The sequence below is a fragment of the Vibrio gazogenes genome, assembly GCF_023920225.1.
Lineage (GTDB): Bacteria > Pseudomonadota > Gammaproteobacteria > Enterobacterales > Vibrionaceae > Vibrio > Vibrio gazogenes.
Map to the genome: position 1 here is coordinate 2,157,748 of NZ_CP092587.1, position 24,632 is coordinate 2,182,379.

A 24,632-nucleotide genomic window follows, 5' to 3' on the forward strand; every position below is an offset into this window, starting at 1 on the left:
AAAAGGAAACCGTCATGTCAGAAGCTAACAACTATCAAATGGCCATTGATTTATTACGCTGTCATTTGGGTTTGTCCGAAGAAGAAGCGAAACAACAGCTCGGTATAGACCAATCGATATATGAGCAGAAAAAACAAAATCAATCACATGCGAAGTCTGCTCAATATACATATCCGGCAACCCACTAGCGTTTCTTCTACCAAAGCCGTCATCTTGCCTGATAACGGCTTTGGTTCTTATGGTTCAGCCATTGCTTCGGTACTCACATTTTTTCGGAACATTCTCCTACCAATCAAGTCTTACTAAAACCAATAAGATTGATACCTGTTGATATTTTTCATTACTATTCAAGAAATAACTTGAAGCATACTCAGTAAAACTCATACAATCGGTTGAATTTTAGATATTTTATCCATTTGATAGCTCATTATTCGAACACTTTTGCCAACCACAACGGATTATAGCGATACAATAATGCTTCGATTAAATACCGAGGAACGGCCACACTGGCGGGATTTAGCTAAAAAATTCGGCTTTGGATTTCATACCGCTTATGGTGAACCTTACTGGGATGAAACGGCCTATTACCAATTCACACTCAAACAGATCGAAGATGACTTAGAGAAACCAACCGAAGACATTCATCAAATGTGTCTGGAAGTTGTTGATACCGTTGTTGGGAATGAATATTGGCTCCGTAAATTTCAGATCCCGGAACCCATGTGGCAAGACTTGTATGATTCATGGCAAAAACGTGAGCCGTCTCTGTATTCTCGCGTCGATTTTGCATACAACGGAACGCAACCTGCCAAGTTATATGAAAATAATGCAGATACACCCACCAGCCTTTATGAAACGGCATTCTGGCAGTGGCTATGGCTGGAAGATATGGTCAACCAAGGAAAAATCCGCCGCGATGCCGATCAATGTAATTTACTGCAAGAGTTGCTGATCAGCCGCTTTCAACAGTTGGCAACCTACCAACCCGGTCAAACACTTCATCTCTGTTGTTGTAAAGACTCCGTTGAAGATCGCGGCACCGTTCAATATTTGGAAGACTGTGCGCGAGAGGCCGGACTATCCACCACTTTTGTTTATGTCGAAGATATTGGGCTAAACACCCAAGGTCAATTCACTGATTTAACCGATAAACCGATCCATTGGATATTTAAACTCTATCCTTGGGAATTTATGTTCCGAGAAGAATACGCAGCCAATATTCAGACGGCTTCGGTCAACTGGTTAGAACCGATGTGGAAGTCAATTATCAGTAACAAAGCATTGCTACCTTTGTTATGGAAAATGTTTCCGAACCATCCGAATCTTTTACCGGCCTACTTTGCCGATGACAGAGATCTGAGCACGCTGAAGGACTATGTGATTAAACCGATTTTTGCCCGGGAAGGTGCCAATATAACCATCGTCCAAAATGGCCGTCAGACGCTCAGAACCGAAGGGCCGTATGGCGATGAGGGCGTGATCTATCAGGCTTACCACCCTTTGCCGAAATTCGGACAACACTATACTTTGGTCGGCAGTTGGTTAATCAATCAAGAAGCGGCAGGGATTTCTATCCGGGAAGATGTCTCGCGGGTCACACAAGATATGTCACGCTATGTGCCACATATCATTATTGACTGACAGATACCACCGCCAAGCTGCGGATATCATCAACCTGATGACCAATAAAAAATAATGTAGGGGGTTGTTGTTTTCCCTTGATAGTGACAAGGTAGCATCAACCATAATTAACAAGATGAAATGCGTCAACACGCCCGTTTTCAGGCTGTCGATCATAGCCTGGCTTTTAGTTGATTGTATTTTCAAAAACAAGGAGAAACCTATGTGGCAAATTCATGAAATGATGCCCATTCTTCAACACAACGACGATTGGCAAGTTCAAACTCAGGGAGATGCCCTGGTTGTAACCAATGCTGACGGTATCGAAGCTTATATTGCAGTCGCTGGTGAACAGATTCTTGCTGAAGTGGTGTTATTTCCAGCCACACATGCCAAAGATCAGGCACAACTCAATGCGCTGATTCTAAAAACGCACAAGATGTTTCCTCTCTCAACCATCGCGATTAACGAAATCAATCAAGCAGATTACTATGTGGCTTTCGGTGCGTTGTCATCTCAGTCCAAAGCAGAAAGCATCCTCATCGAGGTTGAAACCCTGTTTCGTAATGTTGAAGCATTTATCGAGTTGTATCAGGAAGAATTAATCACGGAGTAATGACTATGAGTGTCTGGAAAAAATTATTTACCGCGATTAAAGGCGGTGCCAACGAAACTGCAGAAGCGATTGTCGATCAACAAGCACTGCGTATTTTGGATCAAGAAATTCGAGAGGCGAAAGCAGAGTTGAAACGTTCAGATGAAGCACTGGTCGGTATTGTCGCTAAACGTAAACTATCCGAGCAAAAAATAGCCTCGCTGGAGCAAGGGATCGCAGAATACGAAACCCATGCTCGTAACGCGATGGAAAAAGGGGCGCAAGAGCTCGCACTTGAATGTGCTCAAAAAGTTGCCGAACTCAGAAATGAATCTTCAACGGAAAATAACTATCTCGAAGAATTCAAGAAATCTGAGCAAGTGATGCGAACCAATATCACGCAGGCGAAAAGTAAGCTCCGCCAGTTGGAACAGCAGATCGATGTGGTCAAAGCCAATGAAGCGGTACAAAAAGCACAAAGTGCTATTTCAGCGACAAACGTCGGTGCCAATGCGAAAATGCATACTGCCGTTGAATCGCTAGAGCGGATTAAGAAACGCCAGGCTGAACGGAGTGCTCAATTAGAAGCAGCCGCTGAAATGGCCGAAGAAAATAGTAACCAAAGTCTGGATCGCAAATTGGCAGAAGCAGGGATTACTGCCGGTGGCACAAGTTCAGCCAGTGATGAACTTGAGCGTATCCTGAAAGGCGGCCAGTCATAAGGTCACGTTTTTCACAGGTTGGCAGTTGTGATGAACAACTGCCACATCCACCGTGATCCTCACTGCAACAGAACTAAACGATTATGCCTATCTTTATTCAATTAAGACGTTGGATATATATACAAATTACCCAGATGAACGATAAGAATATTATTCTTGCATTTGGTGGTTATCTGCTGATTAGCTGGCTGGGAATGAATGCTATAGGCGAGACAGCAATTACACAATCATTTACCGATTTCGTCTACTATCTCGTAGTCACGTCTTCAACGGTCGGTTATGGTGATTTTTCACCGGTGACCGATGCGGGTAAATGGTTTGTCGCATTGTTTATTATTCCGGTCGGACTGGGGCTCTTTGCCCTGACGGTTGGTCGCATCGCCACGCTGTTCATTCTGTACTGGAAACGTAGTTTACTTGGCAAACGGAAAATAAAAGTGAATGACCATATTTTAGTGTTGGGCTGGAACGAACAACGTACCCTTCACCTGCTCAATATGCTACAACACGAACAAGATACACCACGTACCATAGTGCTTTGTGTCCGCCCGGAAATCGAGAATCCTCGTCCCGGAGAAATAGAGTTCGTCCGCGTGACCAGTTTCACCGACCAGGTCGGCATGAACCGAGCCGGTGTCCAACACGCAAGCTGTATCATTATTGATAACCCGGAAGATGATATTACCCTCTCTGCCGCTTTATTCTGTGCCGGTCAAAACCCGAATGCCCATATTCTGGCTTATTTTAATGATGAAGGGCTCAGCACTCTTCTGAAACACCACTGTCCGAATGTCGAATGCATTCCTTCCGTTTCTGTCGAAATGCTCGCGAAAGCAGCGGTTGATCCGGGCTCAAGTACACTTCATCATGAATTGCTCAGTTCAGATAAAGGAATGACCCAATATTCCGTCATTTACCCGACCGGACAGTGCCAAACATCGCTTGAAGCGTTATTTCTGCAATTCAAGCAGCAATATGAGGCGATTCTGATTGCGGTTGATCGCGGACAAGGGATTGAACTCAACCCACCACTGAACACATCGATAACCGGTGGTGACAAACTATTTTATATCGCTGAAAAACGCATTCATCAATTTCGATGGTCTGTCTAACTTCGCTTGAATAAGCGCTCGTTATTCAGCGCATCGTCATGACTTTAATCAAGGTGATACATGTTTAGCTGGCTGAAGAACAAAGTAACTGATTCACAAACATCTGAACCGACAGCACCTGAAGTGCTCGGTTTTCGTCTGGGAGGCGCATTTGAGTTTGATACCCTCAAACTCAAGTTAATCGAACCGGAATTGATTATCGAAGGGGTCTCGCCTACACAACTGATTCAAGCTGTCGGTGAGGTCAAGCTGGACGAGCAAACCCGCTTACTGCGCTTTTATACCGATGACGATGGTTATGTGCAGGTCTTACAAGAAGGGACGCAAGACGCAGACGTCCGCGAAGTGAAAATGTTTTATTACTATGACACATCCCCCATCGATACTGAAAATCAATGGCAGACACTGCTTGAAAGTGGCATCGTCAAAACAGACTGGTCATTAGAAGGCCAACAATTTCAAAAAGCCTGGGATAATATTGTGCCCATCGCTATGACAGAGAAAACTTGGCACAAAGATGGCACTGTGACTGAAACCGATCAGTTTGTCATGGTTTACGAACGCGAAACTGAGTCTGGTTATTTTGAAGGCCTGATGGTGGCTGGAGAAGAAGTGATCAATCAGTACAACGCTGAACACTGTCTGGTGTTAAGCACTTATTTTGAACTCACACCGACTGATTTTAAAATCATTGGATAATCATTGCTGTATTAGGAAATATTTATGGAACTTATACGTCACTCACTCCTTGGACTAGGTAATTTTTCACTTTACTTTGTGATGTCGCTGGTCTTTCTAATCCTGTTTAAACTGATCTATGTACGAATTACGCCTTATGATGAGTGGAAACTGGTTAAAGATAATAAGAATACCTCAGCAGGAATTGCCTTGGCCGGTTCGATGATCGGCTTTTCTCTGGCACTTGCCGGAGCCGCGAGCAACTCGGTAAATCTCGTTGATTTTTGTGTCTGGAGTGTGGTCGCGCTGATTGCCCAAATTGTCGCTTTCCTAGTGGTTCGCTTTGGTTTTATGCCAAAACTCGCTGAGCGAATCGAAGCCGATGAAATCCCTGCAGCCATTATGATGGCCGCAATGTCTATCTCTGTCGGTCTGTTAAATGCGGCCTGTATGACCTACTAGGAGCCGGATGATGAAAAGAAGTAAACAAGTTGTTCTGGCACACATGAAGAAAGACTGGCATTGTGCCGCTTATGCCCCGATTACCGTTGCAATTGCCGGCCTTGCGTTGTCCGGTTGTGGTGACAGCGGTAAAGATGCCGTCATTTATAAGAATGTTAACGATTGTATCAACGACAATCCGAGCTATACCACGGAGTGTAAGGCTGCTTACCAAAATGCTGTGTCAGAATCAGCCCGAACAGCTCCCCGGTACAATTCACTCAATGAGTGTATTGCCGATTTTGGTGTTGATATGTGTCGCTCGGATCCGAACAATCATAGTTGGTTTATGCCAGCTATGGCCGGATTTATGTTTGCCAGAATGTTAGATGGTCCCCGGTCTTATTATTCACAACCGATGTTCTATTCCGATTACCCATACAGCCCTTATTACCATCAGTGGCGCAGTGCGAGCGGGAATAACTATGGTAGTTCAGGTTATCGAACCAATCCGGTTAAAATTCATCGCGATCAAATGAAACCCAAACCAACCGTGACTCGGACGATCTCCCGCGGTGGTTTCGGCTCGACATCATCGGCCAAATCAAGCTGGGGCAGTTCTTCAAATCGTAGCTTTGGTTCTTCCAGCCGGAGCTGGGGAGGCTAACGGAGCCGCGATGCAAAGTGAGGCGCAAGAACAATCCTCACGCGATAAAAAATGCCGAGAAAATCTCGGCATTTTTTATCGTGATTGGTAATGAAACGGGTTAAACCAGTAGTGGTGAGACATCAATAAACCGCCCTAGTTCCTGGCGTTTCGCACTTGGTACATAAGGGATCTCCCCCAGCTTCGGTGCGTTCATTTTCTGTTCCAGCATCTCAATAATATCGGCGTAATGCTCCGTTCCCGGATTGATACGATTTGCCACCCAGCCGATAATGTCCAAACCATCCGCCCGAATGCTTTCTGCCGTTAGCATCGCATGATTCAGACACCCCAACTGGATACCAACCACCAAAACGACAGGCAAGCGTTCTTGTTTCACCCAGTCAGACAAACACATCGAGTCTGACACAGGTGCACGCCAGCCGCCTGCACCTTCAATCAAAACAATATCGGTATTGGCTTTATGCTGTGCTAACTTGTCACTTAAGACCGAAAAGTCGATCGCAACACCCGCATGTTTCGCGGCAATATGTGGCGACGTCGCTAATTCGAGTGCATAAGGATTAATATCGTCATAATCACTCTGACAAGTAGAAACCTTGATGAGATGTAACGCATCAGAATTACGAAAACCGGATTCAGTTTTCTCACATCCTGACGCCACAGGTTTATAACCTATCGTTTTTAAATCCTTGGCAGCAAGTGCCTGTAAGATCGCTTTTGATGCGACCGTTTTACCGACATCCGTATCTGTACCTGCAATAAATAGTGCATCGATCATTGATGAATAACCCCAAAACAAACCTGATAAGTAGCAGGAAGTCGCCCTTCTCGGTTAGCAAATGTTTGATATGCCGCCTCAACCTGAGCAAGCATCCGATGACTGATAAGTCGACTCGTCCGCCCGTCAATATGTGTTGCACCAATGCCTTTTAAATCTCTCATGAGATGCATTGCTGAGTCGTACCAGAGCCCGAACGAATATAAGTCTATCTGATACTGTGTGCACTCAGCTTGCGCTAACGCAATTTTTACCGCATTCCCAGAGATAAAACGGTTCACATGTCGGGCCGAATCAACCTTCACCCAAGCTTGCTCCAGTTCGAGAAGAGAACCGGCAACCAACATAGAGAAATACCCCTTTCCTGCCGGTTTAAGCACCCGTTTGATTTCCCGGAATGAAACCGCCAGCGATTCACACCACTGCAGCGCTAAACTAGAGAACACGATATCCACGCTATGATCGGCCAAAGGCAAAGCTTCAGCATCACAGTGACAGTATTCAAATCCGGACATGCCGCAACGTTGTCTGGCTTGAACCAGCATATCCTGCGATATATCAGCACAAATGACTGCTGCACCTCGCTGACGCATCTGTTCCGAAAAGAAGCCTGTCCCACAACCTAAATCCAAAACAACATAGCCGTGTAAATCCTGTGGTAACTCATTGAGGAGTTTCAGCCCGACTTCACGCTGAAAAGCGGCATGGCGATCATAACTCTGTGCGGCTTTGCCAAATGCTGCGGCAATGCGCGCTTTTCTCTGCGAAGCAGACGATGATGAGGGATGTTGAATCATTTCAATATTCACCGAGCCGCTCCATCACTTGCTGCAATGTCATTGCCAGTTGACGAACCTGAGCTTCAGTGTGCCCGGTCGTCAAGGTCACTCTTAATCTTGCGGTACCTTCCGGCACCGTTGGCGGACGAATCGCATTCACCCAAATCCCCTGTTCCCGCAATGCACTCGCCAACTGTAAAGCTTGGGCGCTACTGCCAATAATCAAAGGCTGAATAGGCGTTTGTGACAGCGAAGTCGCGCCATGCCAAGCGAGACAATTATGATATAGCGCCTGCAGTTGCCGGAGTTTGTCACGTCGCCACTGATCTTGCTGAATCATCTCAATGGCTCGGCTCAGCGCATAAGCTTGTGCCGGTGGAATGGCGGTCGAATAGACATGATGCCGTGCAAACTGAGTGAGATAATCACCCGTGTCCCGATCACACAACACCGCAGCACCTGAGAGACCAAATGCTTTACCAAAGGTCACAACCAACAGATCGGGGTGGATTCCCGCAGCAGCGCAACTTCCCATACCACCGTCACCCAACACCCCGATACCATGGGCATCATCAACCATCAAGACCGCCCGATGCTGCACACAAGTGCTCAATTCAGCCAGCGGTGCACAATCGCCATCCATACTGAACACCCCTTCGGTGACCACCACATTGGTGTGTTCTGCGGACAACAGTGCCGACACATGGGCAACATCATTATGGCGAAAGCGCTTCATCGTCGCTGCCGAGAGTGTACCGGCTTCCATCAGCGAGGCGTGATTCAAGCGATCCTGAAGCAGCAAATCCCCGCGCTGTAGCAGACTAAATAAAACCGCTTGGTTGGCACTAAATCCTGAATTAAACAGAATCGCCCGCTCATACCCCAACCATTCACACAACATGGCTTCGAGCGTTTGATGCGTCTGGTGGAACCCCGTCACTAACGGTGAGGCACCGCTGCCACATCCGTAACGGCTGAGGCCTTCCTGCCATGCTGCAATCAGGGTCGGGTCGGTGGCAAGTCCGAGATAATCATTGCTGGAAAAGTTAAGATATTGATGCCCTTGATGAACGAACTGCGCCCCGTTTTGGCGCGCAATAGGCACCAACGCCCGCGTCAATCCTCGTGATTTGCGCTCAGCTAACTCGACCTTCAAGCGCTGTTTAAATGCTGGCTTCATAGAATAGGTCATCTTTTCCGGGACGCGCTGCAACACGTTCGACTACGCGATCAAGTAACTCGTTTTCCTCAATTTCGTCCGGTTTCTGTACCACTTGCTGACGGTTAATCCCCAATTTACGGAACAGTTGCATGTCGCTGTCTTCTGCCGGATTCGGCGTCGTCAATAATTTACAGCCATAAAAAATAGAGTTCGCGCCAGCCATAAAACAGAGCGTCTGCATTTGTTCGTTCATTTGCTCCCGTCCGGCAGACAAGCGGACAGCAGACTGAGGCATCATAATCCGGGCAACAGCAATCAAACGAATAAAGTCAAAGGGATCTACATCCTCAGCCGATTCCAGCGGTGTTCCTTTGACTTTCACCAGCATGTTGATCGGCACACTTTCCGGTTGTGTCGGCAGGTTTGCCAGCTCAACCAGCAGTCCGGCGCGATCATCAGTGCTCTCACCCATGCCGATAATACCACCGGCGCAGACCTTCATCCCTGCATTCCGGACATGAGCCAGTGTATCAAGGCGATCCTGATAAGTTCGGGTGGTAATAATGTTGCCGTAGAATTCAGGGGAGGTATCAAGGTTATGGTTGTAGTAATCCAGCCCGGCATGAGCCAGCTCCTGAGCTTGTTCAGCAGTAAGCATGCCCAATGTCATACAAGTTTCCATTCCCATCTCTTTCACGCCGGAAATCATCTGCTTCAACAACGGCATATCGCGTGCTTTCGGATTCTTCCATGCGGCTCCCATGCAAAAGCGCGTCGAACCGGACGTTTTCGCTTTTTGAGCCGCATCCAATACTCGCTCAACCTCCATCAGACGTTCTTTGTCAACATCGGTGCGATAATGAGCACTTTGCGGGCAATATTTACAATCCTCAGGACAGGCACCGGTTTTAATCGAAAGCAGTGTACTGACCTGAACATAGTTATGCGGTTGGTAATGACGATGTACTTGCTGGGCTTCAAACAATAAATCCATGAAGGGTTTATTGAGCAAAGATTGCACTTCTGCAACCGTCCAATCATGACGAACTTCCACGTGTATTCCTTTCTTTTTATGAGGACAACTTTTCTTGGCTAGTCTAAACAGAAGCGCTACACTGTCAACAAAATAAATATACAAAGGTTTACAATAGATTTAAATATGAACAAAATAGATTTAGATTTCGACCGAAATCACATCTGGCACCCCTATACATCCACCCTCTCACCACTCAATTGCTATCCGGTTAGTCATGCTGCCGGAAATCAAATTCATCTGGAAAGTGGTGAAATACTGATCGACGGGATGTCTTCGTGGTGGGCAGCAATTCATGGTTACAATCATCCCCGGTTGAACGCAGCCGTCACCGAGCAGTTGTCACGCATGTCTCATGTGATGTTTGGCGGTCTGACGCATCAGCCGGCCGTCGGTTTGTGCCAAAAGTTACTGCAAATGGTGCCCCCTTCACTACAACATGTTTTTCTCGCTGATTCAGGATCGGTTGCGGTTGAAGTGGCCTTGAAAATGGCGCTGCAATACTGGCATAGTCGCGGAGAATCCCGTCCTCGTTTCTTAACACTTCGTCACGGCTATCACGGTGACACATTTGCGGCGATGTCAGTCACGGATCCGGACAATTCGATGCATCGCCTGTATCGGGGTTTTCTACCGGAACATCTCTTTGCCGATTCACCAGAAACCGGTTTTTATGAACCGTGGAATCCACATGATATCGACGATTTTCATGCCCGACTTGAACAACATCACCAGACAATTGCCGCCGTTATTCTGGAACCGATTGTGCAAGGTGCCGGCGGTATGCGGATTTATCATCCTCGCTACTTACAGGAAGTCAGAAAGCTGTGTGATCAGTTCAATGTATTGCTGATTGCCGATGAGATCGCAACCGGATTTGGCCGGACGGGGAAACTATTTGCTTGTGAACACGCAGAGATCGAGCCGGATATACTCTGTGTCGGTAAAGCATTGACCGGTGGCTATATGACGTTGTCAGCCACTTTAACCACGCAGCACGTTGCACAAATCGTCTGTTCCGGAGAGGCGCAATGTTTTATGCATGGCCCGACATTTATGGGGAACCCGTTAGCCTGCGCAGTTGCAGAAGCGAGTCTGAGCCTGATTGAAACCGGTGACTGGCGAACTCAAGTACAGCAAATTGAGGATTTTTTTGCAGCCCGTTTGCCCCTGCTTCAACAATACCAGATGGTCAAGCATGTCCGCTGGCTCGGTGCTATTGGCGTTGTAGAAACCCATCGGGCAGTCAGAATGGAAGAAATTCAAGCTCATTTTGTCAGTCAAGGGGTATGGATTCGCCCCTTTGGCAAATTAATTTACCTGATGCCGCCTTATCTCTCGACCCATGATGATTTGGCGCAGTTGGTACAAGCCATTGAACGAGCATTGCAACAACCGGCTCTGTTTTTTCAGTGATGTATTGTGGCAAAAATCCGAGTGGATGCGTGATGTGACGGGTGGGCAGAGTCGAGTCTCTGGCCCACTGCGATGATTGGCTATTGTTGCCGGTCCTGTACTGACAAACAGAAATTCAGCGCCATAGCCAACAGCCAGCCACAAAGCAACCCACCGGCATTTGCTGCCAAATCCAACCACTCGCCATAGCGATTGACGTAAGGTTGAACCAGCTCAATCCCACCACTGTAGGCAAGTAAAGCAAGCCCAATCCATCGCCACTGCCGAGGCTGTCGTAATGCAACCGGAAACATTAAGGCGGCATAACCGATCAAGTGGTGGACCTTGTCAGTACCCGGCACGCTCGGTAAAGTGGCCAGCGGCCACAATGACAAAACCGTGATTGAAACGAGGATCGACCCCATGATGATTAACCAGTATTTTTTCACCGTTTGTAATAATGTGATAATGAGGGACATGGACTTACCTTAAACTGACCAGAATGCAACGTGGGGCTTATTCTCCGTGGATGTCCGGAGCAAGGCAAATATTTATTTTGGGTGGTCAAACGATTGCGTTATCGTTCACCTTCCCAAATTTTTTGACCAAGGATTGAATCAACATTTTCTACTGTTATAGTGCTCGCGAATGAATCGGACGAGGATCACAAAATGAATGCAAATACAGTAGAAATCATTGGTTACGCTGCATCACTGATGGTGGCGCTGTCATTTACGATGAAAGATATCATCAAGCTACGGATCGTCAATTGTATTGGTTGTCTGCTCTTCGTCACTTATGGCTTGATTATTGATTCATGGCCGGTAACACTGGCAAACCTGTTTATTACTGGCGCAAACATTTACTATCTGCGCAAAGCCCGCTCAGAAGCCGATAAAAAACTCAGCAGAGCTTAAGCCCCCAATGTGATCAAACTGGCTACAACGGATAGTGTTTGGCAATGTATTTCTTATTTCAGAAAAATGACACAATGAAAACCCTATCCATGATTCAGAATGGTACATAAAGTCCCTATCACAATTAGTTTACCCGGACTTATGTACAACAGAAATTTAACATTGGATATTTTCAAAATCGTTTTAGCTTTGATGGTCATCGGAATCCACAGCAACTTTCTCAACGAACTGACCACGGAAGGATACTATCTCATCACCGCAGGTATTTTCAGAATCGCGGTTCCAATCTTCTTTATTATCAATGGTTATTACTTCATCTCCATTGCCTCCACAGATAAGTTGCTCCAATGGAGTAAAAGAGTCGCAATCCTCTATCTGTTCTGGACCATCTTTTATGCTTATTTCTGGATGAAACCGCTCACCCTGAATTTCATCGGTATGATGACCGTCGTCGAAACACTCATCGTCGGCTATCACCATTTATGGTATTTGGTTGGAATGCTCGGAGCAGGACTGATGACCTATGTGTTCAGAGAGCGAACTCGGACTGGCGCACAATTGGCACTACTCTGTTTTGTGCTTGGTGTGATGGTGCAGTACATCGGCAATTACCATCTGATGTCTTCGACATTCGCCGATAGGCTTTTCAACATTGGTTTTACCCATCGCAATTTTTTATTATTAGGCTTTCCATTCTTCTATATCGGTTTCTTCATTCGCAAACATCAACTGTTTGCAAAAATACCGACCAGTACACTCCTCATCGCAGCACTGATTGGCATCGTGCTGTTACTGGGAGAAAGCTGGTATAACCTCAACCAACCATCTCGTACCGGCGTGTTTGACAATTATCTTTCATTGATATGGGTCTGCCCTGCATTATTCTTACTGGCCATGCGTTCTCAGCGCACCACAACAAACAAGCATCTGGCACATCTCTCTACGGCAATTTATCTGATTCATCCGTTTTGTTTAAGTGTGCTGATGAAAATCCATCATTGGGAGAATACCCCCATGGCGATCGGATGTATGCTGCTGTCGCTGGCCTTCTCTTATGTACTGATACAGATCTATAAACGGGTGGGTTATATCTTGTAAATCATATGTGTCAGTAAATAAACGGCACCAATTTTTTGGTTTTTGCTGCGTATTGGCGGAAGTCGTCACCATAACGATCAGCCAGATAACTATCGAGCGCCGGAATGTGCATTGCGACAAAAGAATATCCCATAGCGAGCGGCAATAATAACGTCCAGTAGTTACCGGTCAGCAAACTCCAGCCGGAAAACAACACGACATCCCCGAAATAATTGATATGCATGGAATAACCGAACAGACCTTCCGTATAGATTTTTCCTTTGTGACTCAGATCCTTTTTCCACCATTTACGCTGAAGCTCAGAGTAAGTATTCAAGAACGAACCAAGTAGCAGCAAAAGCGCGGCAAAAACATCCTGAGAACCGAGTGGGATAATATTGTTGCGAAATGCACCGCCCCCAACCACCAATAGCCCGATTTCAAAAAATGCAATAAAACAAATCAGTCCGAACACTTCACTCCAATCGATCATTCGCTGCAAAATGTACAAAACCGTAATCGTATGGCGAATCCAATATAAAACAACACAGCCAAAAAGAAGTTGTATTCTGACATCATCGGTTAGTGTCCACTCCTGTCCGATAAGCTGGCCGAGGGTCGTAAAACCATCATTAAAAGCAAGCCAAGCACACAAAACAACGAGCATAAAGTGTAAGCCAACAAAAGTAAGACGCTGGGCAACAGCACTACCATATTCCCGGTTGACGCCCCCGGATTTTGGCTTTTGTTTTACATGTTCCATTATTTTTCCTTCTGTGTCAGAACAAACATACTATAGTGTTTCACTTTGTGGTAACAAACGCCCTTTCAGCTCGCGACCCTGCCGATAAATAATATAATTCAACAGCGTAATTACCATCAGAATCACCGTACTGATGATCAGTAAATGATTTTGTTCAGTACTCACCGCCCAATACAAGAATATTCCGGCGAATCCTTGTGAAATAATTTCAGCGCCCCACCCAACATTTCTCCCATCAAGTACAATACCATTATAGTGACTTAACCAGAGAAATAATAACGACAACGCTGTAACAGGTAATATCGGGAAATCACCGAAATAACTCATCAGATAGCAAAATAGAATTAGCGTCACAAAGAAACGCACAAGTGTTGTTAATTTTGTTCTTAAAGAAATGTAGGGATCTCGAGGTTTAAACTGTGAACACGGAATTCTGGCAACATCACTATAAAAATGTCTTCTTTCAACACCTTTTGGCAACCATCCCGGTGATGCAAATACCGAGCAAAAAATTTCCCAAGGTGAGTGGGAAAGCTGTATTTTTTTCCAGATAGTCTTGAGATAATAGCTATTAATCACGAATGGGCTGAAACTTGGATAAGATTCCCGCACGCCATAAACAACCGGTTCCTCTTCAAGTTCACGCTGATAAGTCCCGAATAATTGATCCCAGACGACCAAGATTCCGCCAAAATTCTTATCAATATATTTCCCATTCCTTGCATGATGAACGCGGTGTAATGAAGGTGTGTTAACAAACTTATCCAGCCGTGGTGTATTCTTCAAATACTTTGTATGAATACAAAATGCCCAGAGCACCTGAATATAGCTAGCAACAAGAAAGACCTCTAACGATATCCCCAGAAACGCCATTACAATGAAACTCATCCACATCGTCAGCTCGGTAAAATAACTGATGCGGATCGATACACCAAAGTTGAAATTTTCTGCGGTATGATGAACAAGATGATCAGTCCAAAACAATCCGATCATGTGATGAATTCGGTGATTCCAGTAGTAACAAAAGTCATAGGCAAAAAAAGCCAGGATATAAGTCAGAGGGCTAGACTGATCCAACTCAAATATTCTAAATTCCTTATAAACATAAGAATAAGCTGCAACCACACCAAGTAACATAATAAATGAAAAACCTAAGTTACCCAATGCAATTGATGCATTTGTCAATGTATCATTAAAACGATAATTTTTATGCTTTTTCAAATAACTTAGAATTGATAAAATAAAGAGTGGCCCAAGATAAAAGGGAAGTGTATACATCACTTCATCTGAAAAATCCAAATTCATAATCAATACCTCACGTGGCGTGAATTATCCGCCTGATTTTTAAAATCAATGAATAAAGGTCATTTTGCTTCATTTTTTCGTGACCAGCGTGTTAAGTGAATTGAATAAATGTTAACCAAATTAACTTGAATATGTAAATACACAATAAGCGTTTTTTTGAGTTGAACTTCACATGCTCACTAATAATAGTTTTATTTTTAATTTGAAATAATTCTGAAATTAAATTGAAATGATATCGGTTGTTGTTTATAAGAATTCCAATTAAAACATCACAAGAAAGATTATTTATTACATAATAATAATTTTATTTAAAGTACGGCATTCTATAAATGATAATCATTTATTTCTGTAATAGAATGATGTCATATAATAACTTAAACCGGATCACAACTTACTCATTTAATACGACCACTCTTTTAACTATCCACTGTGATTAAAATTAGATAGTTTATACTCTACTCAACATATGAATCACCATGCATTTAAGTGCTCGGTGTTGAGTGATTAATAATGAAGAGAGTACATGGAGACAAATCGTGAAATTAAAAACGATTCTTACATTCAGTTTGGCTGGTCTTGCCGCCGGTATGATCTCTCCGGCTAAAGCAGACACTGTATGCAGAACACCCAACATTGTCTGTTCGGGTCAGACAACGTCCGGAGATACAAGCTGGCAACAATACCCTAATGGTGCGGGAATATATGTAGATATCGATACTTCTGCATGTGAGTTAACTTCCATGCCGACATATATGACCTCGATGAACGGCAACAATACTCATTGGGAAGTCACTGGCACTACATCTATCTATAATGCGACAGAGACTGGTTTTCGGGTCTATATAAGGTATACGAATGGCAGAGCCCTTACTCCTGCAACGGCAAATGGATTCCAGTGGTCAATCAATTGGATCGCACTCAGCTCGGCGGATTGTCCGGAGTAATCTTCAAGTGGACATTTAAATTGTGAGACGGGCATTGATTCCCTGCATTATAACGACGCTCTTGAGCCACTTATTGCATGCAGACATCGACACTCCGTCGCTAACCAAAAGAACAGGCGCTTGATATACAAGCGCCTGTTTTAATCATATTGAACCTCATGCGTTCCGAATGTTATTGATTAACCGCAAACTGTTGATCGAGCCAGTTGAATGCAGCGTCTTGCATATCTGCGGTAAAGATATGCCCTTTATTCGGCCAGATTTGAGTGTGGAGCTTATCCTCTGCGCCATTCGCTCGCCAGACACGATGCAATTTATCGAATGCATTTTGGACTGAATCAACAGGAAACAACGGATCCAAGCCACCGGCAAAAACCAACATTGGCTTGGGTGCAGCAATCGCGGCAACATCGGGATAATCCAGATAACGCGCCATATACGGATGCAACATTGTAAACGCAGACTGACCTTTCAACTGATTATTACCGGGCACCATTAAACCTTTCATTGTCCCCATCCATGAATCCACAACACTGGCAGTAATGTCCTCCGATAACGCAGCCACTTGCCAAGAACGAAACGCGCCCATTGAGAAACCGACGGATGCGACACGCGATTGATCAACTTGGGGTCGGTTTGCCAGAAATTTCGCGGCCCGCAAATCATCCAGTGCAATGATGCCCGCGAACGAAGTGCCTAAATTAAATAAGTTCGATGCCAGCGCTTGCTGTGAATCGGTGCGAAATCCCGCTACGGAGCGATCCCCCCAGCCCAATGCATCGATGGATAAAACCACATAGCCACGCTTTGCCAGTTCATCACCGGGGAAACGATCCGTAAAATAACGGTGCGCCCATTCACGCGATGAAGATAAGCGGGCATCATCTCCCCAAGTCTCAACAAATTTCTCTTTACCAATATCAAACCGCGACCCGTGATCATGTAAAAATAACGCGGCAGGAAAAGGCCCGCTCCCCTTAGGCGTTAACATCAACGCCAGCACTCGACTCTCATGACTGATATTGAATACGATTTTCTGGGCGATATAACTGCCCCGATCAATCTGGTCAATCACCATCGGATTAAACGGTGTGTCATCTTGATAAGGTAAAATAATTTCCTGCGCCTTTGCCTTGGCAAGGCTGTGCCACAATTCCGGGCTGTATCCATCGTGCCACGCGAGTTTGTACGGCATGCGCGCTGCTTTCAATTTTTCATAAAACAACGGAAAACTATTATCAGGCGAATCGATCGCTTGCGTAACGTAATCAGGCCCTGCCGGGGCATCATTGTCATAAGTACTATGGGCAAAAACGGCAGTGCTATGCGCCAATGCGGCTGAGCTGATCAGCGTGATCATGCTCGTCATAAGTATGGTTTTAATCAACTGATTCATTTGACTATCCTTAAGCAGAAAAGAGCGCTAAACCACATACACTCGATTTATTTTATAAAATTGAAACGATGTTTTATTTTACAGAAAAATAAAGTAATGGGTGAGTTAGCAGGATCACAATCAGGCGAATTACTCGTCATTCTTCACCTCGCGATTGAGAACCAATTCGATCTGCGCACCAGCAGTCAATTGCGCCAACAGAAAGCCCAGCCTTATCTCCCCGACGCTTTACGCGCTTCCCGCCATTGATCGATATACGGTTTTGCCTATGTCATAGATAGATATAATCAAATTTACTGAATGATAATAATTATCAATAATGACACCACAATATATGATTCAGGTGGACAACCCATGAAAAAGACCATTAGTTTTGCAACAATTCACTTCAGCATCGCGTTTACAGTTGCCTATATCTTGACTGGCGATGTAATTTTGGGGAGTTTAATTGCCATGCTAGAGCCGATGATCAATACCGTGGCATTCTACTTTCATGAAAAAGTATGGTCTCAATATGCACCGCTCCAGCGTTATGCCTCAGCGCCACATATTAAAACCGCCAGTTTCGCGGTGATCCATTTCAGTGTTGCCTTTAATGTGGCCTATTTATTGACCGGTAGCTGGCTGATCGGTGGCGTCATGGCGCTGATTGAACCGAGCATCAATACCTGCGCCTATTACTTCCACGAGAAAGTGTGGCAAGGAAAAGCACAGCATCAACCATGGCAGTGTACGCACCACAGTACCGTCACACCATCATAGTCACGTACCACATGAGGGGTGATGTCTATCACAGAATCTGTTAATATAACGCCTATCTATCAAGTTGGCCGCAAGGCCAGCTTTTTTCATATTCACCACTCAATCTGGAATTCCCTGTGCTATCAACTGCAAACATCACCATGCAATTTGGCGATAAGCCATTATTTGAAAATATCTCCATTAAATTTGGTCACGGTAACCGTTACGGTCTTATCGGCGCGAACGGTTGCGGCAAATCCACCTTTATGAAAATTCTGAGTGGTGAACTAGAAGCTTCCGTCGGAAGTGTTTCAATCGATCCCAATGAACGCATGGCAAAGCTGGGACAAGACCAGTTTGCATTTGAAACGTTCTCCGTCATTGACACCGTGATTATGGGTCATAAAGAACTGTGGGAAGTCAAAGAAGAGCGCGACCGTATCTATGCATTGCCTGAAATGTCAGATGAAGATGGAATGCGCGTCGGTGATCTGGAAACAGAATTTGCCGAAATGGATGGCTATTCAGCGGAAGCCCGTGCCGGAGAACTCTTGCTCGGACTGGGCATCCCAGAAGCACAACACTTCGGGTTGATGAGTGAAATCGCCCCGGGTCTGAAATTGCGAGTGCTACTGGCACAAGTATTGTTTGCCGAACCGGAAATCATGCTGCTCGACGAACCGACCAACAACTTGGACATGCACACCATTTCTTGGTTAGAACAGACCCTGCTGGCTCGCAACTGCACGATGATTATCATCTCGCATGACCGCCACTTTCTGAATACCGTCTGCACCCATATGGCCGATTTGGACTATGGTGAGCTGCGTTTGTTCCACGGTAACTACGATGAATACATGGTTGCCGCAGAACAGGCCAGAGAGCGTCTTCATGCTGACAATGCCAAGAAAAAAGCACAAATCGCGGAATTACAAACCTTTGTCAGCCGCTTCTCTGCAAACGCATCAAAAGCCAAACAGGCAACATCCCGCCAGAAGCAGCTTGAAAAAATTCAGCTTGAAGAGGTCAAACCTTCCAGCCGTCAGTCTCCGTTTATTCGATTCGAACAGGAAAAACCACTGTTCCGCAATGCACTCGAGGTCAACGCACTCAAACAGGGTTACGGCGACAATATTCTGTTTAATGACGTCAACCTGATGGTCGAAGTCGGTGAACGGATTGCCATCATCGGGGAAAACGGGATCGGTAAGTCAACCCTGTTAAATACACTGGCAGGTGTGATGACGCCCATGGCCGGTGAAGTCAAATGGTCTGAAAACAATAACATTGGTTTCTACGCGCAAGATCATGCCCACGAATTCAGTGAAGAACTCAATTTAATGGATTGGATGGGACAGTGGAAAAAAGAAGGCGATGACGAGCAAACCGTGCGGAGTATCTTGGGCCGGATGCTCTTTTCACAAAATGAGATTAAGAAGTCAGTGAAGGTCATCTCCGGTGGAGAACAAGGTCGCATGTTGTTCGGTAAACTGATCATGCAAAAACCCAATATTTTGCTGATGGATGAACCGACCAACCATATGGATATGGAATCGATCGAGGCTCTGAACCTAGCCCTCGAAAACTACCCGGGAACGCTGCTATTTGTATCCCATGACCGTCAGTTTGTTTCCTCAATCGCAACACGCATTATCGAAATTACCAAAGATGGCGTGAATGACTTCCACGGCACTTACGATGAATATCTGGCGAAACAAGGTCTAATCGGTTAATTGACCCCAGTTCGGCTGAATACAGGAGACGACGATGCATGAGTATCGTCAGTCTCCTGCTCAGCCAGCAATTTTAAACTGCAATCACCCGTACACTCGACTGAACGGTTCCGGCATACCCACCGCGGTCAACAACCACATGCCAATGTCCTGAATAAGGAATCAGCAATACACTCACTGTATCCGTCATATGCCCGCCATTATATTTATAATTGCGACGTTTCTTATATTTTTGAAAATTGTCATCATCGAGTAGCAGAACATTGGCCGTGTTATCTTTCAACGTCACTTCTATTTTTTGCCCTCGCTCACAAATGTCAAGATCGTAATGTGTAAATTTCATTATCTCTCCAAAAATACATATCCGAATCGACCTTATTGCCCGAAGATACATTTTCAATGCCTCGATCATATTGAATTTTGCATCATAGATCACGGCATAAATAGATCATAAAATCATATCTATCGCACAATATGAAACATCAACATGGCTTGAACCAGCCCGAAAATAGCCATTCAATATGCAACCCAGTGATAAAAAATAATGTTTTTTATTAAATTGATTTCATATTAATTCAGCGTCAATTGATTACACTTTTCAAGTGTGTTGCCGAGAGAAGGGAATAAAAAGAATTAGTTGAGTGGGTATATTAACAAAGAAAGAACGATATATATTTAAAGATGAAGGGTAATTGATTCACCATTACCCTTCATTCAATTATCCATCCAATTGAAAGACAGGGGACTGTTGATATTTTTTCATGACCAACATAGAGAGTTAAGTCACGCAGAAAAATAGTCGATTCCCCCCTGTCTCCCGATTTTCTAAACCACCCGCCTTACCCACCCACGCGTGTCAATAGTGCCCTGAAAGCATCCGCATCGACATTGAATCGTATGATCATTCATCTGTGCTCCTTCTGATTCCAAGAACTAGAATTAACGAGATTCAATCCAGTTAAAAGCAGCTTCAAGCCCTTTATCGATGCCATTGGTGCGATCATTTTTCGCAAAAAATGAAGTGGTGATCGCCGGAGGAATACCAACTTGGTCATAGTTCATCCGATCGGCTGATAAGGTCTTTATGTTCGATATACCAAAGCGAAACCCGTTAGGGAGCGTTTTACCTAAGCTGCCCGATAACATCCCCTGCGTTCTTTCACCAATCAAAATGACTTGATCCGAGGCACTGAGCATCAGTGCCGATAACTCAGCAGCGGATGCTGTCGTATGACTAATCAGAACAGCAACCGGCTTTCGATAACCTGGGAATTGTGGCTCAAGATAAATGTCATGCTCGGGCTCGAATCCAGCCCCGTCACGGGCGCTCTTGATATAGCCTAAGGTTTGATGATCAACAAAATATTCGGCTAAGGCTCTTGCAAGATATGCATAACCGCCACCATTAAAGCGCAGATCAATCACCATTCCATCGGTTAATGCAAAATCATCCATAACTTGGTTCATTGTTTGTCTGAACACCGCTAAAGTTTCGGCATGATCATTATCCGCGACAAAATCACTCCATCCATCAATATACAGGTAACCAATATTATCACTCTTTCCTTTTCCCCAGATAATATGCTCACCTAAACTCCCCGACAGATTCAGTTGATTGGTAATAATAGACTGAATGAGCACCTCGTTATCATCAATATATTGTTGAATTGCCGTATTCTCAGATTCGGAAAAAGGAGCAACCAGACCATGATCATCGATATACTCCTGCTGTAACCTGTCGAATAAAACCGGCCGATCCCGTTGTCTGAACCGAGCCAGCTTATCCTGATCGAATACATAAGCATGGCCGTTCTGTAATGGGCCAATCATTGATGACATCATATTGAAAAGTTGCTCTCGCGTTGAATCGTCAGAAACCTCGCCAAGTACATTTTGTTTCATCAGCGTCCAGTCAATACCGGGCACATCTAAATTATAATAATATTGATCAAAGGTCTGGAGAAACATATTCAAGTTTCGGGGCGGATCGTTTTCCGCCGCATTGACAACACTCAGATTGGTGAGACAACTATTCGGTAATTCAGCATGTTTCACATATTTTATCGTGTAATCATTTGGATAAGCATTCAAACCCGGATAAATATAGCTAACGAATTGATCACCCATTTGCTGATAACGTTTCGCAAACGTTTCTTTGCTGAGTGTTTCTTGATTTGTCAGTACACAGTAATCAGCAGTAAACTCATACTCGGTCACCGAATCAGATATAATTTTCAATGCAGACCCATAATTCTCTGATACCCAAATACTTGGTTCAACCGATTTATCGTCATTTCTATTTTCATTCAACTTATGATTACAACCGCTTAAAATAACCATTGATGCAACCACACTGATTTGTATTAATTGTTTCATTTACTACTCACCACTCAGTTATTGACTATGATGAATAAGTTAATGGATTTCATGATTTATTTGTGTAGCATATTGTTGCTCAATTAAGACCAAAATAGACAGATAAAACGAATCATAATATTGGATATATCTAAATAACTTTAACGATTAGATTTAATCATCAGGCTCAAATCCAGAGACAGAATCACTATTTTATCGATGATTCTATGGAAAAATAGAGTACGTTTATTCGTCCGCAGTATGCTCACGACTACAGTCACAATATAACCAGACCATACGATCTAAAAACCAGCTTTTGGCCAGATAAGTGATCAGGGTCGATAAAATACAGAGCTGTATATCGTACTGATAAACACCCCAAACCGCTAATATGAGCCCCACAGTTGATGTCAAATGGAGCATCATAAATAAGGGTAATTGATGATGCTCAGGCAATGGTTCTTTATCCCGGTTTAAATAAATTCGTTCTCCAAGCACCGACTGTGTTGCCCAGCTTTTTAACGAGACGGGTTTCGGAAATAAGATCGGATTTAAAAACATCCACACAACCGCCATAACCACAGCCAAAATACTCAACCAAACACTCCACTCTCTCAATAGCCCGGCAATGATAAAGAGTGGTAAAACGCTATATCGGGTCCAGACACTCCACGGATTGGCATGTCTATCCCACCCCTTGCCATCTAAATGAAACAGTGCCGCTAATTTACGTTCAAGAGTCATTTTTCACCTACCTATCAAATTGACTATAAAATAAATCACATTGACCAAAGCCATGATGGATGACGAGCAGAGCCATATCTATGTCCGATTTGGAAACTGAAGTGTAAATCGCGCCCCACCCAGTTCAGACCGTCCTGCGCATACCGACCCTTGATGCCATTGGGCGATATGTTTGACGATAGCCAAGCCAAGTCCATGACCTGAAGCGACGTGACTACGTGCGTTATCAAGTTGTTCGAATGGTAAGAAAATCCGCTCCCAGTCGCTTTCATCAATACCGATACCATCGTCACATACATCAATCACGAACATGTCTGTCTCAGCAACATATGACAGAGACACAAATACTCGGGTCCGGGTATATTTACACGCGTTGACGAGTAAGTTACTCATCGCCCGTTTCATCGCGATATGATCAATCAGAGCCAGTTTATCGATCGCTTCAGGTGCAATTTGCAACTGATACTCAATGTCCGGATAAAGTTGAAAAACACTCGCACACTCATCATCCATCAATTGGGCGAGGTGATGTTTAGCAAAAGAAAGCAATTGACTGTCGCCACTGTAACGTGACAAGACCATGGTCTGGTTAATTAAACTATCCAGGTCTTCAAGACTCTTCGAGATAGATCGTTGATATTTTTCCTTTTCAATGTCCGTCGTGGCGTGAGATAACATCTCAAACGCAAACCTGAGACGATAAAGCGGTGTCCGAAGATCATGGGCAATCGCATTGGTCAGTGTTCTTTGCCCTTTTAACAGTTGCTCAATACGATCCGCCATACGGTTAAAAGCATTCCCCAAAGTTGCCACCGTCGAAATCTTGTATACCACGGCCCGGCTATTCAAATCACCATGACCGAACCGCGATGTGGCTGCCAGCAGATTCTTCAAATCCCGCCATAGCGGATAAGTCCAGAAAAACATACACAGCGAAATGGAAAGGACGAAAACAAGAATCAACACAATAATGACTGACGAACTCACCGAAGACATCGGAATTAAATTGGCTAAAAGAAAAGAGTGCCCATCACTCAATCGTATATAAAATGTAATTTCGTCACTTGAATTGGCTCGCCAGAAAAAAGAATGGGTCATAAGTTGGTTCTGTTCGGTTTGACTGAGCTTGACCTGATTACTTGTGACAATTTGTAAATCAAACGGAAAGTGAGTTGAAATATCACGTAGCAACGTCGGCCAATATTCCGGTTCAGTCGATGCAAACTGTTGCTGAAGCAAATACACAGTTCCCTCTGAGCCCCGCCGTATTTTTTCTGCTTCTGGAGCATCCACAAATATCTTTAGCATGAAATGGCTGTTGCCAATCTTTTTAATTAAAAATTCAGGCTCTTCATTGAAAAAAATAATCTGTTGCTGCTCGATTTCCTCTCGGTTCTGTTGTCCAAGGTTGGATTTATTGATATCCAGTAATTGCAACGCAAAACCGAAATGTTGACTTAATTCATCAATTTCTTGCTGCCACGTATCAATTGGCATGGCTTCAAGTCGGGACTCGATCAACGTAAATGTCCCCTGATAGATCCGCTCATACCGCTGCCCTTCAATATAATTATTGAATGATAATATCGGATTCAAATGGCTTGGATAGAGGAGAAAAAATAAGGGACCGAAGACCAGAAACCATAGGCCTAAAAATGACTTTATCATCGAT

27 protein-coding genes are annotated in these 24,632 nt (G+C 44.5%); 15 read left to right on the forward strand and 12 right to left on the reverse strand.

All coding sequences use genetic code 11. From position 1 onward, the window contains the following. Positions 1-14 precede the first annotated feature (14 nt). The 8 genes from MKS89_RS09530 to MKS89_RS09565 all read left to right on the forward strand — a co-directional run bounded on the left by MKS89_RS09530 (position 15) and on the right by MKS89_RS09565 (position 5,835). Entirely contained in the window at positions 15-188 is a 174-nt protein-coding gene (locus MKS89_RS09530; protein ID WP_162841354.1) for a hypothetical protein, read from the forward strand. 286 nt (positions 189-474) lie between these two features. Further along, complete coding sequence (locus tag MKS89_RS09535; RefSeq protein WP_072958662.1) at positions 475-1,641, forward strand: glutathionylspermidine synthase family protein; 1,167 nt, start codon at positions 475-477, stop codon at positions 1,639-1,641. A 202-nt stretch (positions 1,642-1,843) separates the two neighbouring features. Next, entirely contained in the window at positions 1,844-2,236 is a 393-nt protein-coding gene (locus MKS89_RS09540; RefSeq protein WP_072958665.1) for a DUF2170 family protein, read from the forward strand. Positions 2,237-2,241: 5 nt separating this feature from the next. Then, positions 2,242-2,937, forward strand: a complete 696-nt coding sequence (locus MKS89_RS09545) for a PspA/IM30 family protein (protein WP_072958667.1) — start codon at positions 2,242-2,244, stop codon at positions 2,935-2,937. 83 nt (positions 2,938-3,020) lie between these two features. Then, the gene (locus MKS89_RS09550; RefSeq protein WP_072958671.1) at positions 3,021-4,049 is read left to right on the forward strand and encodes a potassium channel family protein; all 1,029 of its coding nucleotides are present in this window, start codon (positions 3,021-3,023) and stop codon (positions 4,047-4,049) included. Between the two features lie 60 nt (positions 4,050-4,109). Beyond that, positions 4,110-4,748 carry a YjfK family protein gene (locus MKS89_RS09555; protein WP_072958674.1) on the forward strand — a complete coding sequence of 213 codons (639 nt, stop codon included), beginning with the start codon at positions 4,110-4,112 and terminating at the stop codon, positions 4,746-4,748. A 24-nt stretch (positions 4,749-4,772) separates the two neighbouring features. Next, positions 4,773-5,189: a DUF350 domain-containing protein gene (locus MKS89_RS09560; RefSeq protein ID WP_072958676.1), complete on the forward strand. Its 417-nt coding sequence runs from the start codon at positions 4,773-4,775 to the stop codon at positions 5,187-5,189. A 7-nt stretch (positions 5,190-5,196) separates the two neighbouring features. After that, positions 5,197-5,835: a DUF1190 family protein gene (locus MKS89_RS09565; RefSeq protein WP_235862526.1), complete on the forward strand. Its 639-nt coding sequence runs from the start codon at positions 5,197-5,199 to the stop codon at positions 5,833-5,835. Between the two features lie 100 nt (positions 5,836-5,935). Here the strand turns inward: MKS89_RS09565 and bioD are convergent, their stop codons facing one another. The 4 genes from bioD to bioB are packed head-to-tail and all read right to left on the reverse strand — an operon-like array spanning position 5,936 to position 9,611. Further along, positions 5,936-6,616, reverse strand: coding sequence for a dethiobiotin synthase (gene bioD / locus MKS89_RS09570; protein WP_072958681.1), 681 nt, complete (start codon positions 6,614-6,616; stop codon positions 5,936-5,938). Next, positions 6,613-7,413, reverse strand: a complete 801-nt coding sequence (bioC, locus tag MKS89_RS09575) for a malonyl-ACP O-methyltransferase BioC (protein WP_072958865.1) — start codon at positions 7,411-7,413, stop codon at positions 6,613-6,615. The genes bioD and bioC overlap by 4 nt, the downstream gene beginning before the upstream one ends. Position 7,414: 1 nt before the next feature. Further along, entirely contained in the window at positions 7,415-8,575 is a 1,161-nt protein-coding gene (gene bioF, locus MKS89_RS09580) for an 8-amino-7-oxononanoate synthase (RefSeq protein WP_072958684.1), read from the reverse strand. Next, the gene (gene bioB, locus MKS89_RS09585) at positions 8,559-9,611 is read right to left on the reverse strand and encodes a biotin synthase BioB (RefSeq protein WP_072958685.1); all 1,053 of its coding nucleotides are present in this window, start codon (positions 9,609-9,611) and stop codon (positions 8,559-8,561) included. The genes bioF and bioB overlap by 17 nt, the downstream gene beginning before the upstream one ends. 114 nt (positions 9,612-9,725) lie before the next feature. Here bioB and bioA point away from each other — a divergent pair, with 114 nt between their 5' ends. Next, positions 9,726-11,006 carry an adenosylmethionine--8-amino-7-oxononanoate transaminase gene (bioA, locus tag MKS89_RS09590; RefSeq protein WP_072958868.1) on the forward strand — a complete coding sequence of 427 codons (1,281 nt, stop codon included), beginning with the start codon at positions 9,726-9,728 and terminating at the stop codon, positions 11,004-11,006. 80 nt (positions 11,007-11,086) lie between these two features. Here bioA and MKS89_RS09595 read toward each other — a convergent pair whose 3' ends face one another. Further along, positions 11,087-11,464, reverse strand: a complete 378-nt coding sequence (locus MKS89_RS09595; protein ID WP_235862525.1) for a VanZ family protein — start codon at positions 11,462-11,464, stop codon at positions 11,087-11,089. 192 nt (positions 11,465-11,656) lie between these two features. On the opposite strand from MKS89_RS09595, the gene MKS89_RS09600 reads away from it, so the two are divergent. Beyond that, a complete protein-coding gene (locus MKS89_RS09600) occupies positions 11,657-11,902 on the forward strand; it encodes a YgjV family protein (RefSeq protein ID WP_072958688.1) in 246 nt (81 codons plus the stop codon). A gap of 162 nt (positions 11,903-12,064) precedes the next feature. Continuing rightward, positions 12,065-13,000 (forward strand): acyltransferase family protein, encoded by a 936-nt coding sequence (locus tag MKS89_RS09605; protein ID WP_159439610.1) that lies wholly within the window; start codon positions 12,065-12,067, stop codon positions 12,998-13,000. A 10-nt stretch (positions 13,001-13,010) separates the two neighbouring features. Here the strand turns inward: MKS89_RS09605 and MKS89_RS09610 are convergent, their stop codons facing one another. Beyond that, positions 13,011-13,742, reverse strand: a complete 732-nt coding sequence (locus MKS89_RS09610) for a methyltransferase family protein (protein ID WP_072958695.1) — start codon at positions 13,740-13,742, stop codon at positions 13,011-13,013. 30 nt (positions 13,743-13,772) lie between these two features. Beyond that, complete coding sequence (locus tag MKS89_RS09615; RefSeq protein WP_072958698.1) at positions 13,773-15,047, reverse strand: sterol desaturase family protein; 1,275 nt, start codon at positions 15,045-15,047, stop codon at positions 13,773-13,775. A gap of 536 nt (positions 15,048-15,583) precedes the next feature. Between MKS89_RS09615 and MKS89_RS09620 the strand changes: the two genes are divergently transcribed. Next, positions 15,584-15,991: a hypothetical protein gene (locus MKS89_RS09620; RefSeq protein ID WP_072958701.1), complete on the forward strand. Its 408-nt coding sequence runs from the start codon at positions 15,584-15,586 to the stop codon at positions 15,989-15,991. 172 nt (positions 15,992-16,163) lie between these two features. On the opposite strand, the gene MKS89_RS09625 is transcribed toward MKS89_RS09620, so the two are convergent. After that, complete coding sequence (locus MKS89_RS09625) at positions 16,164-17,387, reverse strand: dienelactone hydrolase family protein (RefSeq protein WP_072958704.1); 1,224 nt, start codon at positions 17,385-17,387, stop codon at positions 16,164-16,166. 96 nt (positions 17,388-17,483) lie between these two features. Between MKS89_RS09625 and MKS89_RS09630 the strand changes: the two genes are divergently transcribed. From MKS89_RS09630 to MKS89_RS09640, 3 genes are all read left to right on the forward strand, one after another. Beyond that, the gene (locus MKS89_RS09630) at positions 17,484-17,636 is read left to right on the forward strand and encodes a hypothetical protein (RefSeq protein WP_159439609.1); all 153 of its coding nucleotides are present in this window, start codon (positions 17,484-17,486) and stop codon (positions 17,634-17,636) included. A 105-nt stretch (positions 17,637-17,741) separates the two neighbouring features. After that, complete coding sequence (locus tag MKS89_RS09635; protein WP_072958707.1) at positions 17,742-18,149, forward strand: DUF2061 domain-containing protein; 408 nt, start codon at positions 17,742-17,744, stop codon at positions 18,147-18,149. 116 nt (positions 18,150-18,265) lie between these two features. Continuing rightward, on the forward strand, positions 18,266-19,861 hold the full coding sequence (locus tag MKS89_RS09640; protein ID WP_072958709.1) for an ABC-F family ATPase: 1,596 nt from the start codon (positions 18,266-18,268) through the stop codon (positions 19,859-19,861). A 73-nt stretch (positions 19,862-19,934) separates the two neighbouring features. Here MKS89_RS09640 and MKS89_RS09645 read toward each other — a convergent pair whose 3' ends face one another. From MKS89_RS09645 to MKS89_RS09660, 4 genes are all read right to left on the reverse strand, one after another. After that, positions 19,935-20,204 (reverse strand): DUF1883 domain-containing protein, encoded by a 270-nt coding sequence (locus tag MKS89_RS09645; protein WP_072958712.1) that lies wholly within the window; start codon positions 20,202-20,204, stop codon positions 19,935-19,937. A gap of 596 nt (positions 20,205-20,800) precedes the next feature. After that, the gene (locus tag MKS89_RS09650) at positions 20,801-22,237 is read right to left on the reverse strand and encodes a S41 family peptidase (RefSeq protein ID WP_072958714.1); all 1,437 of its coding nucleotides are present in this window, start codon (positions 22,235-22,237) and stop codon (positions 20,801-20,803) included. A 225-nt stretch (positions 22,238-22,462) separates the two neighbouring features. Next, positions 22,463-22,960, reverse strand: a complete 498-nt coding sequence (locus MKS89_RS09655; protein ID WP_072958717.1) for a DUF6653 family protein — start codon at positions 22,958-22,960, stop codon at positions 22,463-22,465. A gap of 78 nt (positions 22,961-23,038) precedes the next feature. Then, complete coding sequence (locus MKS89_RS09660) at positions 23,039-24,628, reverse strand: ATP-binding protein (RefSeq protein WP_072958720.1); 1,590 nt, start codon at positions 24,626-24,628, stop codon at positions 23,039-23,041. Positions 24,629-24,632 lie beyond the last annotated feature (4 nt).

Coding starts and splice junctions, on each gene's coding strand:
- MKS89_RS09630 (WP_159439609.1), top strand. CDS start 17,484: ATGGGTGAGTTAGCAGGATCACAATCAGGCGAATTACTCGTCATTCTT.
- MKS89_RS09555 (WP_072958674.1), top strand. CDS start 4,110: ATGTTTAGCTGGCTGAAGAACAAAGTAACTGATTCACAAACATCTGAA.
- MKS89_RS09645 (WP_072958712.1), bottom strand. CDS start 20,204: ATGAAATTTACACATTACGATCTTGACATTTGTGAGCGAGGGCAAAAA.
- MKS89_RS09560 (WP_072958676.1), top strand. CDS start 4,773: ATGGAACTTATACGTCACTCACTCCTTGGACTAGGTAATTTTTCACTT.
- MKS89_RS09550 (WP_072958671.1), top strand. CDS start 3,021: ATGCCTATCTTTATTCAATTAAGACGTTGGATATATATACAAATTACC.
- bioC (WP_072958865.1), bottom strand. CDS start 7,413: ATGATTCAACATCCCTCATCATCGTCTGCTTCGCAGAGAAAAGCGCGC.
- MKS89_RS09635 (WP_072958707.1), top strand. CDS start 17,742: ATGAAAAAGACCATTAGTTTTGCAACAATTCACTTCAGCATCGCGTTT.
- MKS89_RS09565 (WP_235862526.1), top strand. CDS start 5,197: ATGATGAAAAGAAGTAAACAAGTTGTTCTGGCACACATGAAGAAAGAC.
- MKS89_RS09660 (WP_072958720.1), bottom strand. CDS start 24,628: ATGATAAAGTCATTTTTAGGCCTATGGTTTCTGGTCTTCGGTCCCTTA.
- MKS89_RS09540 (WP_072958665.1), top strand. CDS start 1,844: ATGTGGCAAATTCATGAAATGATGCCCATTCTTCAACACAACGACGAT.
- MKS89_RS09655 (WP_072958717.1), bottom strand. CDS start 22,960: ATGACTCTTGAACGTAAATTAGCGGCACTGTTTCATTTAGATGGCAAG.
- MKS89_RS09535 (WP_072958662.1), top strand. CDS start 475: ATGCTTCGATTAAATACCGAGGAACGGCCACACTGGCGGGATTTAGCT.
- MKS89_RS09650 (WP_072958714.1), bottom strand. CDS start 22,237: ATGAAACAATTAATACAAATCAGTGTGGTTGCATCAATGGTTATTTTA.
- MKS89_RS09615 (WP_072958698.1), bottom strand. CDS start 15,047: ATGAATTTGGATTTTTCAGATGAAGTGATGTATACACTTCCCTTTTAT.
- bioD (WP_072958681.1), bottom strand. CDS start 6,616: ATGATCGATGCACTATTTATTGCAGGTACAGATACGGATGTCGGTAAA.
- bioF (WP_072958684.1), bottom strand. CDS start 8,575: ATGAAGCCAGCATTTAAACAGCGCTTGAAGGTCGAGTTAGCTGAGCGC.
- MKS89_RS09625 (WP_072958704.1), bottom strand. CDS start 17,387: ATGAATCAGTTGATTAAAACCATACTTATGACGAGCATGATCACGCTG.
- MKS89_RS09545 (WP_072958667.1), top strand. CDS start 2,242: ATGAGTGTCTGGAAAAAATTATTTACCGCGATTAAAGGCGGTGCCAAC.
- MKS89_RS09610 (WP_072958695.1), bottom strand. CDS start 13,742: ATGGAACATGTAAAACAAAAGCCAAAATCCGGGGGCGTCAACCGGGAA.
- MKS89_RS09600 (WP_072958688.1), top strand. CDS start 11,657: ATGAATGCAAATACAGTAGAAATCATTGGTTACGCTGCATCACTGATG.
- MKS89_RS09530 (WP_162841354.1), top strand. CDS start 15: ATGTCAGAAGCTAACAACTATCAAATGGCCATTGATTTATTACGCTGT.
- MKS89_RS09595 (WP_235862525.1), bottom strand. CDS start 11,464: ATGTCCCTCATTATCACATTATTACAAACGGTGAAAAAATACTGGTTA.